Annotated in this window: 15 protein-coding genes and 1 pseudogene; 11 read left to right on the top strand and 5 right to left on the bottom strand. The window is 73.4% G+C overall.

Translation table 11 applies throughout. The features are described 5' to 3' along the window. The first annotated feature begins 180 nt into the window (after positions 1 to 180). Positions 181 to 1,044 carry a carbohydrate ABC transporter permease gene (locus tag K4S16_RS23640; protein WP_200842048.1) on the top strand — a complete coding sequence of 288 codons (864 nt, stop codon included), beginning with the start codon at positions 181 to 183 and terminating at the stop codon, positions 1,042 to 1,044. A 52-nt stretch (positions 1,045 to 1,096) separates the two neighbouring features. After that, on the top strand, positions 1,097 to 1,618 hold the full coding sequence (locus K4S16_RS23645) for a YbhB/YbcL family Raf kinase inhibitor-like protein (protein WP_149261275.1): 522 nt from the start codon (positions 1,097 to 1,099) through the stop codon (positions 1,616 to 1,618). Positions 1,619 to 1,669: 51 nt separating this feature from the next. Here K4S16_RS23645 and K4S16_RS23650 read toward each other — a convergent pair whose 3' ends face one another. Next, positions 1,670 to 2,173 (bottom strand): MarR family winged helix-turn-helix transcriptional regulator, encoded by a 504-nt coding sequence (locus tag K4S16_RS23650; RefSeq protein ID WP_149261160.1) that lies wholly within the window; start codon positions 2,171 to 2,173, stop codon positions 1,670 to 1,672. An 82-nt stretch (positions 2,174 to 2,255) separates the two neighbouring features. On the opposite strand from K4S16_RS23650, the gene K4S16_RS23655 reads away from it, so the two are divergent. Further along, positions 2,256 to 2,945 carry a DUF4386 domain-containing protein gene (locus K4S16_RS23655; protein ID WP_149261161.1) on the top strand — a complete coding sequence of 230 codons (690 nt, stop codon included), beginning with the start codon at positions 2,256 to 2,258 and terminating at the stop codon, positions 2,943 to 2,945. Between the two features lie 54 nt (positions 2,946 to 2,999). Here the strand turns inward: K4S16_RS23655 and K4S16_RS23660 are convergent, their stop codons facing one another. Continuing rightward, positions 3,000 to 3,974, bottom strand: coding sequence for an ArsR family transcriptional regulator (locus K4S16_RS23660; RefSeq protein ID WP_149261162.1), 975 nt, complete (start codon positions 3,972 to 3,974; stop codon positions 3,000 to 3,002). Between the two features lie 59 nt (positions 3,975 to 4,033). Between K4S16_RS23660 and K4S16_RS23665 the strand changes: the two genes are divergently transcribed. Further along, the gene (locus tag K4S16_RS23665) at positions 4,034 to 5,242 is read left to right on the top strand and encodes an MFS transporter (RefSeq protein ID WP_235037013.1); all 1,209 of its coding nucleotides are present in this window, start codon (positions 4,034 to 4,036) and stop codon (positions 5,240 to 5,242) included. A gap of 48 nt (positions 5,243 to 5,290) precedes the next feature. On the opposite strand, the gene K4S16_RS23670 is transcribed toward K4S16_RS23665, so the two are convergent. Then, entirely contained in the window at positions 5,291 to 6,607 is a 1,317-nt protein-coding gene (locus K4S16_RS23670; RefSeq protein WP_149261163.1) for a KamA family radical SAM protein, read from the bottom strand. Positions 6,608 to 6,979: 372 nt separating this feature from the next. Between K4S16_RS23670 and K4S16_RS23675 the strand changes: the two genes are divergently transcribed. The 6 genes and pseudogenes from K4S16_RS23675 to argS all read left to right on the top strand — a co-directional run bounded on the left by K4S16_RS23675 (position 6,980) and on the right by argS (position 12,797). Beyond that, positions 6,980 to 7,705: a DUF998 domain-containing protein gene (locus K4S16_RS23675; RefSeq protein WP_235037014.1), complete on the top strand. Its 726-nt coding sequence runs from the start codon at positions 6,980 to 6,982 to the stop codon at positions 7,703 to 7,705. Continuing rightward, positions 7,702 to 8,598 carry an alpha/beta hydrolase gene (locus K4S16_RS23680; protein ID WP_235037015.1) on the top strand — a complete coding sequence of 299 codons (897 nt, stop codon included), beginning with the start codon at positions 7,702 to 7,704 and terminating at the stop codon, positions 8,596 to 8,598. Before K4S16_RS23675 ends, K4S16_RS23680 begins: the two co-directional genes overlap by 4 nt. Continuing rightward, positions 8,595 to 8,966: a hypothetical protein gene (locus tag K4S16_RS23685; RefSeq protein WP_149261164.1), complete on the top strand. Its 372-nt coding sequence runs from the start codon at positions 8,595 to 8,597 to the stop codon at positions 8,964 to 8,966. The genes K4S16_RS23680 and K4S16_RS23685 overlap by 4 nt, the downstream gene beginning before the upstream one ends. A gap of 143 nt (positions 8,967 to 9,109) precedes the next feature. Continuing rightward, complete coding sequence (locus tag K4S16_RS23690) at positions 9,110 to 9,523, top strand: hypothetical protein (RefSeq protein ID WP_149261279.1); 414 nt, start codon at positions 9,110 to 9,112, stop codon at positions 9,521 to 9,523. 330 nt (positions 9,524 to 9,853) lie between these two features. After that, positions 9,854 to 10,849: pseudogene (plsX, locus tag K4S16_RS23695) on the top strand (phosphate acyltransferase PlsX); the annotation flags it as partial. A 202-nt stretch (positions 10,850 to 11,051) separates the two neighbouring features. Further along, on the top strand, positions 11,052 to 12,797 hold the full coding sequence (gene argS / locus K4S16_RS23700; protein ID WP_149261166.1) for an arginine--tRNA ligase: 1,746 nt from the start codon (positions 11,052 to 11,054) through the stop codon (positions 12,795 to 12,797). Positions 12,798 to 12,881: 84 nt separating this feature from the next. On the opposite strand, the gene K4S16_RS23705 is transcribed toward argS, so the two are convergent. Further along, positions 12,882 to 13,844 (bottom strand): LLM class flavin-dependent oxidoreductase, encoded by a 963-nt coding sequence (locus tag K4S16_RS23705; protein WP_149261167.1) that lies wholly within the window; start codon positions 13,842 to 13,844, stop codon positions 12,882 to 12,884. Further along, positions 13,841 to 14,086, bottom strand: coding sequence for a DUF2630 family protein (locus tag K4S16_RS23710; protein WP_149261168.1), 246 nt, complete (start codon positions 14,084 to 14,086; stop codon positions 13,841 to 13,843). The genes K4S16_RS23705 and K4S16_RS23710 overlap by 4 nt, the downstream gene beginning before the upstream one ends. Positions 14,087 to 14,200: 114 nt before the next feature. On the opposite strand from K4S16_RS23710, the gene K4S16_RS23715 reads away from it, so the two are divergent. Further along, positions 14,201 to 15,097, top strand: a complete 897-nt coding sequence (locus K4S16_RS23715) for a hypothetical protein (protein WP_149261169.1) — start codon at positions 14,201 to 14,203, stop codon at positions 15,095 to 15,097. The last annotated feature ends 31 nt before the right edge of the window (positions 15,098 to 15,128 follow it).

The following is a 15,128-nucleotide window of genomic DNA, read 5'->3' on the forward strand; positions in this document are numbered from 1 at the left end:
CGGCGGCTCTTGCCGGGGGGTGTGGGGGGTCGCCCCCCACAAGGAACACGGATGACGGAACGTAGCGAGCGCAGCGAGCGTAGTGCCGTCATCCGGCGGCTCTTGCCGGGGGGTGTGGGGGGTCGCCCCCCACAAGGTGAACAGCTGAGCGAGGGCGGCCGGGGAGGCCTGGCCGCGGACGTGGGGGTTCTGCGGCGGCGGTATGCGCGGCGGCATGTGGCGGCGCGGGCGGGGGTCTACGCGGCGGCGGTGCTGGCGGCGCTGGTGTGCGCGCTGCCGTTCCTGTGGAGCGTGGTGAGCGCGTTCAAGCAGAACCAGGACCTGTACGACCCGGAGAGCAATCCGTTCTTCTTCAACAAGCCGGCGACGCCCGACCATGTGACCTTCCTGTTCACCGACACGCCGTTCCTGACGTTCGTGGTGAACACGCTGGTCGTGGGGGCGGTCGTCGTGGCGGTCACGCTGGTGCTCGCGCTGCCGGCGGCGTACTCGCTCGCGCGGCTCGACCGCCCGTGGGGCACGCCGATGGGCATCGCGATCTTCCTGGTGTACCTGGTGCCGCCGTCGCTGCTGTTCCTGTCGCTGACTCGCGTCGTGGTGGCGCTGCACCTGGAGGACACCCTCTGGTCGATGATCGTCGTCTATCCGACGATCACGGTTCCGGTGTCGGTGTGGCTGCTGATCGGGTTCCTGAAGGCCGTCCCGAAGGACGTGGAGGAGCAGGCCATGGTGGACGGCCACAGCCGGCTCGGCGCGTTCCTGCGGGTCGTGCTGCCGCTGGTCTTCCCCGGGATCGTCGCGGTGGTGGTGTTCAGCTTCACGCTGACGTCCAGCGAGTTCGTGTACGCGCTGGCGTTCGTGTCGGCGAGCCCGGAGATGGTGGTCAGCACCGGCGTGCCGACGCAGCTCGTCCGGGGGGACGTGTTCTTCTGGCAGTCGCTCCAGGCGTCGACCGTCATCACGGCGGTCCCGATCGCGTTCCTGTTCAACCTCTTCCTCGACCGCTTCGTCACCGGGTTCACGATGGGAGCCGTGAAAACGTGACGACCCCTGGTAGAGATGGGGTGTCACGATGATCCTGATGGAGGAGGTCGCCATGGCCGGCAAGCCCCCGCTCCCGCACGAGCACCTGCCCGAGGTCCCCTCGTTCACCGTCGCCAGCGACGACGTCGCCGAGGGCGAGCGGCTCGCGGACCGGCACGTGTTCGACGACTGGGGCTTCAGCGGCGGCAACGAGTCCCCGCACCTGCGCTGGTCCGGTTTCCCGGCGGAGACGAAGAGCTTCGCGGTGACCTGCTACGACCCGGACGCGCCGACCGGCAGCGGCTTCTGGCACTGGTCGCTGTTCGACATCCCCGCGAGCGTCACGGAGCTGCCCACGGGCGCCGGCACCGAGGACGCCAAGGTCGGCGTGCACGCCCGCAACGACTACGGGACCAAGGCGTTCGGCGGCGCGGCCCCGCCGCCCGGCGACCCGCACCGGTACGTCTTCACCGTGCACGCGCTGGACGTGGAGTCGCTCGGCCTCGGCTCGGACACCTCCCCCGCCGTCGTGGGCTTCAACATCACCGCCCACACCCTGGCGCGCGCCACGATCGTCGCCGAGTACGGCGTCTGACGCCGCCCGCCCTTCGAGGCCGCCCCGGATCCCGGGGCGGCCTCGCGCGTCTCACTCCGCTCGCCGCCCCGGCCTGAGGCGCCGGAAGCCGGGGTGGACGCCCTTGCCGAGCCCCTGCTGCTCGGCGACGCGCTCCAAGAGCGCCTGCACCTGCCTGTGCTCGTCCTCCGACAGCGCCTGGCACATCTCCTTCTCGTGCGCGGCGCCCGCCTCCGCGAGCCTGCCCAACAGGGCGAACCCCTCCTCGGTGAGGTAGAGCGCGTAGAGGCGCCGGTCCTCGGGGTTCCGGCGGCGCTCGATGATGCCCCGCTCCTCCAGCTCGTCCGCGAACGGGACGAAGCGGCTCGGCGGCATGCCGAGCCGGTCGGCGAGTTCCCGCTGGCTGCGCCCGGGGGCGCCGGCCAGCATGCGCAGCAGTCCGGCCTGCGGCGGCGTCAGATCGAGCTCCGCGACCCGCTCGGCGAACCGGCCGGCCGCGTGCGCGCCCAGCTGGGCCAGCAGGAACGCCACGCCCACCGGGACCTCGGGACGGTCCTCCCCACCATTCATACCCATGTGTACATGATAGCGGCTTGACAATCGTTCCACTTTATAATCATTATCGAGTGTATAGCGATGAACCGACCGAGGAGAGATCATGACCACCGCATCCGCTCCGGAGCGTTCCGCGCCGCCCCGCCGCCGCCCGCAGTCCGGGCCGCCGCTGCTCGTTCCCGTCCTGTCCTTCGCCGCGCTGACCGCCGGCTACGTGATCGCCAACCGCGCCACGCCGCATCCGGACGCCACGGGCGCCGAGGTGCTGCGGTACGCCCAGGAGCACGGCACCGCGATCAGGGCGGGCTCCTGGCTGCTGCTGGCCTCGGCGATCCCGCTGGCGCTGCTGGCCGCCGTCCTCTACCGCAGGCTGCGCGCGCTCGGCATCACCGCGCCGGGCTCGGCGATCACCCTGGCCGGCGGGCTGCTGGCCTCCGTCGCGCTGGCGCTGAGCGCGATGGCCGCCTGGACGGGCGGGCGGCTCCCCGACGACGCGAGCCCCGCCCTCGCCCGCGCGCTGGCCGACCTGTCGTTCCTGGCCGGCGGCCCCTTCTACGGCGCGGGCTTCGCGATGCTCGTGGCCGGGGTCTCGGTGACCGGGCTGCTCGCCGGGCTGCTGCCCCGCCCGCTCACCTGGATCGGGCTGGCCCTGGCCGCCGCCGGGATGCTGTCCACGCTGGCCCTGCTGGCCGACGGGTTCGCGCCGCTGCTGCCGGCCATCCGGTTCGGCGGGCTCCTGTGGCTGGTGGCCGCGGCCGCGCTGCTGCCCCGCACCAGGCGGAAGCGTGCCTGACCGCCCGCGCCGCAGGCGCTCCTTCGAGGCCGTCCCGGAACCTCCGGGGCGGCCTCAGTCCGTTCCGGCGAGGACGTCCCCCACGGCCGTGCGGCGGTAGAGGACGGAGCGGCCGCTGCGCTCGCGCGTGACCAGCCCGCACCCGCGCAGCACCGCGAGGTGGTCGCCGATCCCCCCGACGCTCATCCGGAGCCTGGCGCTCAGCCACGTGGTGGTGGCGGGCTCGGCGAGCAGGCGCAGCAGATCGGCCCGCGTGCGGCCCACCAGCTTGGCGAGGGCGTCCTCGTCGCGCGGCTCCCGGCTCTCCCAGAGCGCCGCCACTCCCCGGGCCCGGTACATGAGCGTGTTCGGCCAGTCCTGTTCGAGCGCCGCGCCGAGTTCGGAGAAGACGACGGGCACGAACGTCAGCCCGGCGCCGCCGAGGCGGTAGGTGGCGTCGGCGTGGATGTCGGCCTCGATGACGCCGTCCCGCCAGCGCACCTGGCGGGACAGGCCGTCCAGCGCCGCCGCCCAGCCGTAGGCGGCCAGGCGTCCCGCGCGGTGGACGATGTCGCGCTCCAGGATCGAGCGCAGCACGGCCCAGTCCGGTTCCAGGAGGGCCCGCCAGGCCCGCTCCAGACCGGCGGCGAGCCGCTCGACGACGTCGGGCGCGTCCAGCACCTCCCGCACGGCCGCCTCCGGCTCGGGCAGCCCCTCCAGGTTGCGGGCGATCTCGCGGCGGGCCTGGTCGAGCGGCGTCGACCGCACGGTCACCAGCTGGTCGGCGACCGTCAGGTTCGGGCGGGCGGGCGGCGGGACGACGAAGTCGGCCATGTACCCGTGCGGGCGGCGCAGGAAGGCCAGCGCGCGCAGGGCCGGGTCCCCGGCGACCTCCCGGTACGCCGGGCGGACGCGCTCCACCCAGGGTCCGAGCGGCCCGACCGGCATCCGCCCGGCGACCACGCCGAGCGCGCTGTGCACCTCGATCAGGGGCGCGATCCCGAACCGGCTGGCCGCGAGGTCCCCGGGCCCCACCACGATGCGATACATGTTTCGCTCCTCCCCGAAACATTGTCCAGGACGGGACCGCCGGCCGCAGAGTCTCCGCCATGACCGCTCCAACCATGACCTCCCCTTCCGCGGCCCCCGCGCGGTACCGCGACGTCTTCGGGGTCCCCGAGTTCCGGACGCTGTTCTCGCTGCAGACGCTTCAGGTGGGCGGCGACTCGGTCCGGACGATCGCACTCTCGGTGCAGACGTTCGAGCGGACGGGCTCCCCCGTCGCGGCGGCGCTCGTCTTCGCCGCCGGGATGCTCCCGTACGTGGTCGGCGGCGCCCTGCTGCTCTCGCTCGCCGACCGCGTCCCGCCGCGGCGGCTGCTCACCGGCTACCACCTGCTGCGCCTCGCGGTCACGGCCGTCCTCGCGGTGGGCGGGCTCCCACTCCCGATGGTCATGGCGCTGCTCGTCGTGGTGGGGCTGTTCGCCCCGGTCGGCGGCGCGAGCGTCCAGGCCCGGCTCCCCGCCCTGCTCCCCGGGGACGGCTACGTGCTCGGGCGGTCGCTGTTCACGATGACCAGCGCGGGCGCGCAGATCGCCGGCCAGGCCGCGGGCGGGCTGCTGCTGTCGGTGCTCACCCCGGGCGGGACGCTCTGGCTCTCCGCCGCCGGCGCGGCCCTGGCCGCGGGCCTCGCCCGCTTCCGGCTTCCGGACACGCCCGCGGCGGTCCGGGCCTCGTCCACGGGGGCGGCGCGGGCGACGTGGCGGACCAACCGGCTCCTGCTGGGCCGCCGCACGACCCGCGGGCTGCTCCTGGCCGGCTGGCTGCCGATCTCCCTCTCGGTGGGGGCGGAGGGGGTCGCGGTCCCGTACGCCGGAGGGCTGGGACGCCCCGACGCGGCCGGGCTGCTGCTGTCGGCCGCGGCGGCCGGGATGCTCGCGGGCAATCTCGTGGCGGGCCGCTGGATCCGTCCGGACCTGCGGGAGCGGCTCGCGCTGCCGCTGGCCGCGCTGACCGGTGCGCCGCTGCTGCTGTTCGCCTTCGAGCCGGGCCTGGCGGCGGCGTGCGGGCTGATGGCGGCGGGGACGTTCGGGCTCGGCTACGAGCTGGTCGTCCAGCGCCGGCTCGTGGACGCGGTGCCGGAGGAGATCCGGGGGCAGACGATCGGCCTGTACGGCAGCGGGCTCATGACCGGCCAGGCCGTCGGGATCGGCATGGCGGGGGCCCTGGGCGAGGTCCTGGCGCCCGGCCACGTCATGGCGCTGTGCGGCGCGGCGACGCTGCTCGCCTGCCTGTGCCTCGTCCGGCCCCTGCGCTGAAGGGTGTGGCGTGTTCGCCCGAGGCGGGCGAACACGCCACCGGGCGTGCTACTCCTGCCAGGGGAATCGGTCGGCGAAGGCGGGTTTGAGTTCGTCCAGCCAGATCGCCTCAGGGTCGTACTGCGCGAAGAAGGGCTTGCCGACGAGGTCGGCGTCGCGGCACTGGATGAAGTGCAGCGCGAAGACCTTCTGGCCCGCCAGCTCGACGACCCCGTCCACGCAGACCTTGCCGGGCGTGGCCGACATGGACGGGCCGCGGACGGTCCGGGACAGCCCGGAGACGTTCTTGTAGGCGTCGCGGAAGATCTCGTACGCCCGCGCGAGGGGGACGGCGAAGTAGTCCCGCGGCCCCGTGTCGCGCTCGACGAACATGTAGTAGGGGACCAGGCCCATCCGGGTCTGGGTCCGCCACATGGTCTCCCAGACGGCGGCGTCGTCGTTGATCCCGCGGATCAGCGGCGCCTGGGTGCGGATGACCGCGCCGGTGTCGCGGATGCGGCGGCACGCCTCGGTGACCATGAGGGGTTCCAGCTCGCGCGGGTGGGAGAAGTGCGCCATGAAGGCCAGGTTCTTGCCCGACTCCACGACCTGCTCGAACAGCCCCAGCATGGCGTCGGCGTCGGGGTCGGTGACGAACTTCTGCGGCCAGTACGCCAGCGACTTGGTCCCGATCCGGATGGACTCGAGCTGGTCGAGGTCGAGCAGCGGCTCGACGTAGCGGCGCAGCACCGGTTCACCCATGATCATGGCGTCGCCGCCGGTGAACAGGACGCTCGTCACCTCGGGGTGCGCGAGGAGGTAGTCGCGGAGCGCGGTGGGCTCGTCCCCGGCCATCTTGAGGTCGGCCTCGCCGACGAACTGGGCCCAGCGGAAGCAGTAGGTGCAGTACGCATGGCAGGTCTGCCCCTGCTTGGGGAAGTACAGCACCGTCTCGTCGTACTTGTGCTGCATGCCGGGGATCTTGCCGTCGCCGAAGCTCGGGATGTTCAGCTCCATCTGGCCCGCCGGATGCGGGTTCAGCCGCATCCGCACGCCGTGGGCGGCGGCCTCGATCTCGGCCTTGGGCGCCTCGCGGCGGAGCAGGTCCGACAGGTGCGCGACGTCCTCGGCGGGGAGCATGTCCTCCTGCGGGAAGACGAGACGGTAGATCGGATCGTCGGGCGCGGCCGACCAGTCGATGAGCTCGTCGATGACGTACGCGTTCGTCCGGAACGGCAGCACCGTCGCAACCGCCCGGGTCGCGAGCCGCTGCGCGGGCGTGAGCCCCGCGCGAGCGGTGAGCTCGTCGAGGTGCTTCGCCGTGAAGGCGCGGAACTTGCGACCGGTGGATCGCACTGCGGGAGCCGCGTCGTTCACCAGTGTCACGTGTTGGTACTCCTTGCTGTCAGCGGGGGAAGCGCACCCCGGGCGCCGTCACGGAACGTGATCAGAAGTGCTCGGGACACCCCCATTCAACCCTTTGGGGCGTGTTCATGCCGAATTGATACCCCCTGCGCGTCACCGACAAAGACGAGGTCAGGACGATCCCGACAAATCGCCTCGTCATCATCGTGGACGCCCCATGACTTGTACAACGACTACGGGACGTCAACTTCTCCCCTAGGTTCCGTTAAGGCTTCGGCCAGCGGATACTCGGCTAACACCCACCCAGGTCACGCGCACCCGGCCGGTTCGGAAATACTGGGGCCGGGTAGGACCGATCGGCGCACGGGGACCGTGCGGGCGTGAGGGGGCCGGGTGGACTCTGACCAGCGGGGCGGGCCGGGTCTCGTCCCCATGCGCTTGATCGTCCTGGCGGGGCTCGCGTCGATCACCTACGCCAGCTTCGTGCTGGAGAACGTCCTCAGCCCCAAGCTGGACTTCTTCAACGGCTACGTGAGCGAGCTCTCGGCGTCCGACCAGCCGTTCCACCTCGTCTACAGCGGCGGCGACCTCATCACCGGCGTGCTGTCGATCCTCGTGGCCGCCGGGACGCTGCGCAGGCTCACCCGCAAGCCCCTCGCCACGGCCGGCTGGGTGTTCCTCGGCCTGTTCGGCGTGTGCGCCATCGGCGACGCGTCCTTCCCCCTCGACTGCGCGCCGAGCCTGGAGACCTGGTGCGCCCTCCGGGAACGCTCCGAGCACGTGTCGTTCTCCCACGAGTTCCACTCGGTGACCAGCAGCGCCGTGATCGTCTGCGGGGTGGCCGCGCTGCTGCTGCTGTCGCTCGCCGCCCGCCGGTACGGCTGGTGGCCCGCCCTGGCCCGCTGGGGCTGGCTCCTGGCGCTCGCCGAGTCGGTGGCCGCGCTCGGCACCCTGGTGGCGATGTACGTGGGGCAGTGGCTCGGGATCGTCCAGCGCGTCCAGATCGGCATCCTGTGCCTGGGGCTGCTGACGATCGCGTGGGCGCTGTACGCCGACCGGCGGGACGCGGCGCGCAAGGCGCGGGAGGCGTCGGCGGCGCCAGAGGGGGCGTACCTGTGAGCAGCGCGAAGGGCGGCGCGGGAGCCGGTCCGGGCGAGATCGTGAACATCGGCCGCGAGCAGGTGCACGTCGTCGAGTCGGGTCCGGCGGACGGGCCGCCGCTGCTGCTCGCCTCCGGGCTCGGCGGCGCCTGGTTCGACTGGGAGCCGTCAGTCGCGCTGCTCCGGGAGGGCCACCGGGTGACCGTCTTCGACCGCCCCGGCCTCGGGCTCAGCCCGGCCGCGGTCGCGCCGCCGTCGCTGCGCCGCGACACCGCGATCATGGAGGCGCTGGCGCGGCGGGCGGGCCGGCCGGTGACCGTCCTCGCGCACTCGATGGCCGCGTTCGCCGCCGAGGCGCTCGCCAGGACGCGGCCCGCGCTCGTGCGGGGCCTGGTGCTGCTCGATCCGAGCTGCGAGCCCGAGGCGTGGGTGCCCGTGCGGCTGGCCGCCGCGCTGACCCCGCTCGCCACGGCGGCGGGCGCGGTGCTCGGCGCGACCCGGCTGGCCGGCGTCGCGGGGCCGTTCGGCCGCCGGATGATCCTGAAGCACACCAGCCGCCGCGACGAGGCCGTCCCGGAGGAGGTCGTGCGGTCGGTGTACGGGCGCGGCACGGTGGTCGGCACCGTCTTCGCGGAGGAGCTGGCCTACCGGGAGATGGCCGCCGACCTGGCCGGGCTGCGCGAGCGGCGGCCCTTCCCGCCCGTCCCGCTGGCCGTCGTGACCGCGCTGGGTGACCTGGCCGGCGCCGACCGGAAGCGCGAATGGGCCGAGGCGCACGCGCGGCTCGCCGCCATGACCCCGCACGGCACGCGGATCGAGCTGCCGGACGCCCTGCACATGGTCCCGCTCGACCGTCCCGACGCGGTGGCCGACGCGGTCGCCGCCCTCGACCGGATGGAGGGGGCGGCATGAGGCGCCTTCCCGCCGTCGCGCTCGCCGTCCTCCTCGCCGCGACGATGTCCGGCTGCAAGGTCATGCAGCGGATCTCCGACGGGGCGTACCTCAACGCCGTCACCGACGGGGTCGTGGACGAGCTGGCCGCGCGGGGCATCGACCTGCAGGAGCGCCCCGAGTGCGAGTCCCCGGGGCGCGAGACCGACTCCGTGGTGCGCGTCGCCTGCACGGCCGTCACCGCGACCGGGGAGCCGGTGGTCGTGGAGGGCGTCGCCCGCGACGCCGACACGGACCGTCCGCGCGAGTCCTACGTCGTCACCGTCGGCGGCCGCGAGGTGCTCCGCAAGGACTGCCTGGGCCTCGGCTGCGAGCAGCCGAACCGCTGACCGGGCGATCCGGCCGGGCCGATCCGGCCGGGCCCATCCGACCGGGCAAGGAATCCGCATACCGAACGGAAAAAACCACCACCCAGCGCATATGTGCCCGTACTGTCGGTGACGTAGCGGGTGTGAAGATTCCCAGCGTGAAGATGCCGAACCTGAAGATCGGCCGCAGGAAGGCCATGATCCTGGCGTCCGCAGCGCTCTTCGTGATCGCCGCGGTGGGCGGCGGCGCGTTCCTGCTGCTGTCCGGGGGCCAGGAGATCCAGTACAAGACGCAGAGCGCGCTGCGCAAGGCGCTTCCCGTGACCGCCGCCGCCGAGCTCCACAAGCACGGCGTGCGGCTGGGGGCGCCGCTGCGGTGCGCGGACCTGCCCGGCTGGACGAAGAAGAGGATGCGGGTGGCCTGCACCGGCATGACCGCGGACCGGAAGCCGGTCCAGGTCATCGGCACCGGCGAGCAGGAGAAGCGCAGGAACTACTACACGATCCTCGTGGACGGCCGGCCGGTCGTGGAGAACGCGTCGTGCCTCGGCGCCGACTGCGTGAAGAAGGACGACTAGCTCCCGGCGTGAGGATCGCCACTCCGGGCGTGGGGCGCCAAGGCAGGCGAAAGGACGCCATACGATGCGATGAGCTGCGTTCTTGCGGCCCACCGTGTTTCCTTTCGTCCTCCTGGAGCGGCCATGACCGGCACTGGCGAGTCGTCGCGTCCCGTGCCGCCCCGGCCGGCGGAGCCCGGACAGCCGGCGCCGCGCACCGCGCCGCCGCGTAGCGCGCCACCGCGCCCGGCCCCGGCGCCGCCGCGCACGGCGCCGCCCCGGAACCCGTCGCCCCGCCCGGCGCCGCGCCGCCCGGCGACGGTGCGCCCGCTGCCGATCGCGGTCGACACGATGGGCGGCGACCACGCCCCCGAGGAGATCATCGAGGGGGCGGTGACCGCGGTCCGCGAGCACGGCGTCCGGCTGGTGCTGGTCGGGCGGGCGCCGCGGATCCGGCGGGAGCTGGACCTGCACGGCGTCCTCGGCACGATCCCCATCGTGCACGCCGACGAGGCCCTGGACATGGGCGAGGGCGCGCTCGCGAGCTGGCGCAAGCCCCGCTCGTCGATCGCGATCGCCTGCCATCTGATCAAGCAGGGCCGGGCGTCGGCGCTGGTCTCGGCGGGCAGCACCGCCGGGGTGGTGGCGACCTCGCGGCTGCGGCTCAAGGGCCAGCAGGGCGTGATGCGGCCGGCGATCGCGGTGGCGCTGCCGACGCGTCCGCGCCCCACGATCCTGCTGGACGCGGGCGCCACCGCCGACGTGAAGCCCGAGGGCCTCGTCCAGTTCGCCGCGCTCGGCACCGCGTACGCGCAGATCCTGCTCGGGCTCGACCGCCCGACCGTGGGCCTGCTCAACATCGGCGCCGAGGCCGGCAAGGGCAACAAGCTCACCAAGCGGGCGCACGAGCTGCTCGCGAGCGGCAGCCACGGCATCGAGTTCGCCGGGAACGTGGAGGGCCACGACCTGCTGAGCGGGCGCGTGGACGTCATCGTCGCCGACGGGTTCACCGGCAACGTCGCGCTCAAGACCGTGGAGGGCACGGTCGCCACCGCGTTCGCGGAGATCCGCGAGGCGATGACGTCCACCGCGGCCGCGCGGATGGGCGCGCTGCTCCAGCGGCGCCGCCTCCAGGAGCTGCGCGACCGCCTCGACCCCGACACCTACGGCGGCGGCGTCCTGCTCGGCCTGAACGGGACGGTCGTGATCGCGCACGGCGCCTCCCGCGCCCGCGCGATCACCTCGGCCTGCGACCTCGCGCACCGGCTGGCCGCCGGACGGATCGTGGAGCGGATCCGCGAGCAGGTCGCGGCGACCCGCACGTCCCGGTTCGGGCGCTGGACGCACGGCGAGCGCGACGCCGACAGGCCCCCGGAAACGCCGTCGGCCAAGCCGTCCGAGAGGCCGTCCGAGAGGCCCGCAGAGAAGGTCCCGGAGGTGCCCTCCCCCGCCGCGGACACCGTCCCCGACCGCAAAGAGCCGCCCGCCGCGCCGTAGCCTCGCGCGAAACCGTTTCCGGGCGCCGGTACGTCGCCGATAACCTTGGAACATGCCCGATCCGCAACTCGTACTCGCCGCCCGGGTCCAGGCCGCGCTGAGCGCCGCCTTCGGACCGTCGTACGCGGACACCGACCCGGTCATCCGGCCGTCGCAGTTCGCCGACCTTCAGGCCAACGTGGCACTGCCGCTGGCCAAGAAGCTGGGCCGCAAGCCGCGAGACGTGGCCGACGAGATCACGGCGAACCTCGACACCGCCGGTGTCGTGTCGGACGTGCAGGTCAGCGGCCCCGGATTCATCAACCTGACGCTCAGCGACGCCTGGATCGCCGGCGAGGCGCAGCGGGCCCTGGAGGACGAGCGGCTCGCCGTCCCCCTCGCCGACAAGCCGCAGAAGGTCGTCGTCGAGTACTCCTCCCCGAACGTGGCGAAGGAGATGCACGTCGGGCACCTGCGGACCACGATCGTCGGCGACGCGATCGCGCGGATCCTGGCGTTCCTCGGGCACGAGGTCGTCCGGGACAACCACGTCGGCGACTGGGGCACCCCGTTCGGCATGCTGATCGAGCACCTGCTCGACATCGGCGAGGACGCCGCCGCCCGTGACGACTCCTCCGTCAGCGACCTGACCGCGTTCTACCAGGCCGCGCGGGAGAAGTTCGACGGCGACGAGGCGTTCGCCGACCGGTCCCGGCGGCGGGTCGTCGCCCTCCAGGCGGGCGACGCCGAGACGCTGCGGCTCTGGAACGTCCTCGTCGAGGTGTCGAAGCGGTACTTCAACGCCGTCTACGGGCGGCTGGGCGTCACCCTCACCGACGACGACATCAAGGGCGAGAGCTACTACAACGACCTGCTGGCCCCGACCGCCCAGGAGTTGGAGGAGAAGGGCATCGCGGTCATCAGCGACGGCGCGCTGTGCGCGTTCCCGCCCGGGTTCACCGGCCGCGAGGGCGAACCCCTCCCCGTGATCATCCGGAAGAGCGACGGCGGCTACAACTACTCCACCACCGACCTCGCCACGATCCGGTACCGGGTCGACACCGAGCACGTCGACCGGATGGTCTACGTGGTGGGCGCGCCGCAGTCACTGCACTTCCAGATGGTGTTCGCCGTCGCGCGGATGGCGGGCTGGCTGAACGACGAGGTGAAGGCCGAGCACGCGCAGATCGGCAACGTCCTCGGCACCGACGGCAAGATCCTGCGGACCCGGGCCGGCGGCACCGTCAAGCTCTCGGAACTGCTGGACGAGGCGGTCGAGCGGGCCGGCGCCGTGTACGACGAGATCCAGCATGACGCATCGTTCGACGAGGCGACCCGGGCCGAGATCGTTCAGGCTGTCGGCATGGGCGCGGTCAAGTACGCCGACCTGTCGGTGGCGCGCGACAGCGAGTACGTCTTCGACTTCGACCGGATGATCTCGTTCAACGGCAAGACCGGCCCGTACCTGCAGTACGCGGTGGCGCGGATCCGGTCGATCTTCCGGAAGGGCGGCCTCGCCCCCGAGGAGGCGACCGGCCCGATCGTGCTCACCCACCCGGCCGAGCGGGCGCTGGCGCTGGAGCTGCTCGGGTTCGGCGCCGTGCTCAAGCAGGCGGGCGAGACCGCCGAGCCGCACCGGCTGGCGAGCTACGTCTACTCGGTCGCGGACGTCTACACGACGTTCCACGAGAACTGCCCGGTGCTGAAGGCCCCCGACGAGGAGACGAAGGCGTCGCGGCTCGCGCTCTGCGCGGCGACCCTCCGCACGCTCGTCACCGGTCTCGGCCTCCTCGGCGTCCCGGCCCCGGAGCGCATGTAAGGGAGCGGGCCCCGGGCGGCGACCCGCGGGCCCGCGTCCGACCGGTCCGCCTGTCCCCGGCCCGGCACGTCGCCGGCCCGTGCGTCACGGCACGCGCGTGCCGTGCGGTGAGGGCTGGCCGGCTCGTGCCGGGGCCTGCGGGGCGGCCTCTCCCTGGGCGGACGCGGCCCGTTCGCGGGCGACCTGCTCCCGGACGGCCGGAACGATCTCCAGGGCGAACACCGGAAGCTGCTCGGGGCCGCCGCCGTACAGGAACGAGTCGACGCCGTGGCCGACGGCCAGCTCGGTCAGCTCGTACACCCACTGGCGCGGCGGGCCGTGCAGGAAGCCCCGCGACTCCCGCTCGTCGAGGCTCCCTTCGAGGACGTAGACGCGGCGGATCTCGGCGGGCCGGCGCCCCGCCCGCCGCGCGGCGTCGTCGAGGCGGCGCTGCCCGTCGGCGAGCCGCTTCGGCGGGACGAGCGAGGACGGCGCGATCCAGCCGTCGGCGACCCGTCCGGCGAGGTCGATGCCGCGCGGACCGGTGACGCCGAGCCAGATGCCGATCTGGTGCGCGGGCGCCGGGCCCGCCTGCGCCGCCGCGAACCGGTAGTGCTCGCCCGCGAACCGCAGCCCGTTCTGGTCGCTCCAGTGCAGCCGGATGAGCTGCACGGCCTCCTCCAGTGCCCTGCGCGACGCCTTCCCGTCCAGGCGCGGGCCCCCGTACGCCTCGATGCCGTTCGGCGACATCCCCGTGCCGAGTCCGAGCTCGGCGCGGCCGCCGCTGAGCCGGTCCATCGTGGCGATCGCCTTCGCCAGCGCGGCGGGCGACCGCAGCGGCAGGCACGCCACCGCCGGCAGGACCCGGATCCGGGACGTGCCGGCCAGCACGGCCGCCATCAGCGTGAGCGCGTCGGCGGTGTCGCGCCGGTACGGCTCGTCGCGGACGCCGAGCAGGTCGAGCCCGTACCGGTCCGCCTCCTGCGCGGTGCGGACCAGCGGGGCGGCGGAGTCCGGGGCGAGGGACAGGCCGAACCGCAGCGGCCGCCTCGATCGAGGCGGCGTCACTGCAGGTAGCCTTCGACCTCGTCCGGCGGCCGGACCTCGGCGCCGCCGGGGTCCTCGCCGGCCTCCAGCCGGGCCCGGCGGCGGCGCAGCAGGTCCCAGCACTGGTCGAGCGCGACCTCCAGCCGCTCCAGCCGCCGGTGCTCCTCCTCCCGGTCCAGTTCGCCCCGCTGGTACCGTTCGCGGAGCCGCCGCTCCTCCCCCACGTACTGGTCGACGCGGGCCAGGATGTCCTTCTCGTCCACGGTTCTCAGCGCTCGCGGCCGTAGTCGGTGAGCCCGCTCAGGAAGCCGCCGTCCGTCCGCGTCGAGTGCTGGAGCGGATCGGTCTTCGGCTCCACGACGGGCGCCGCAGGCGGTGTGGTCCGTGCGGCGCTCGACCGCGCGGGAGTCTTGCGGGCGGCCGGGGACTTGGAGGTCCTCGATTTGGCCGCCCCCTTCGCGGTGCCCGACCTGGTGCTCGCGGTCGTCCGCGACGACGTCGACTTGCGCGCGGCGCTCGTCCGGGACTTGGGCGCGGCGCTCGTCCGGGACTTGGGCGCGGCCGTCTTCTTCGCCGTCGCCGATGTCTTCGACGCTCCCGAGGTCTTCGCCGCGCTCGCCGTCTTGGACGTGCCCGCCGTCCGGGACGTGGCCGCCTTCGACGTGGACTTGCGCGCCGTGGACGTCTTCGTCCCCGTACGGGCGGACGCCGTCGTCCTGGAGCGGCCGGACGCCGCCGAGGTGGACTTGCGGGCCGTGGTCCGGCCGGCGCCGTTCTTGCTCGCCGCGGTCTTCCGCGCCGTCGTGGCGCGGGTCCCGGTCGACTTGGCGGTGGTGGTGATGACCTTGGCCGCGGCGTCCATCGCCTTGGCGGCGTCGGACATGGCCTTGGTGGCGCTGGTCATCGCCTTGGTCATCGCCGTCATCGCCTTGGCCGACGAGGAGGCCTTGGTCGCCACCGACTTCATCTGCGTCGCGGCGGTCTTGGCCTGGCTCGCGGCCTTGGTGACGCGGGTCGCGGCGGCCGACGACGACGCCGACGACCGGGTGGACGCGGCCGGCTTCCTCGCCGTGCTGCTCCTGGTCGCGGCCGTGCGGCTCGTCGTGCGGCCGGTCGTGGACCTCGACGGCGACTTCGCCGCCGAGGTCCGCTTGGCCGCCGGTTTCTTGGCGGCGGTGGACTTGGTCGCTGATGTGCTCTTCGTACGCGCGGCCGTCCCTCGGCTCGCCGTACGCGATGCGGTCTTGGTAGGCACTGATCTCCCCCCACTGTGATCAGTTACGGGGAGATCTATTCCACACTTCG

This window comes from Actinomadura sp. K4S16 (assembly GCF_008327685.1).
Classification (GTDB): Bacteria; Actinomycetota; Actinomycetes; order Streptosporangiales; family Streptosporangiaceae; genus Spirillospora.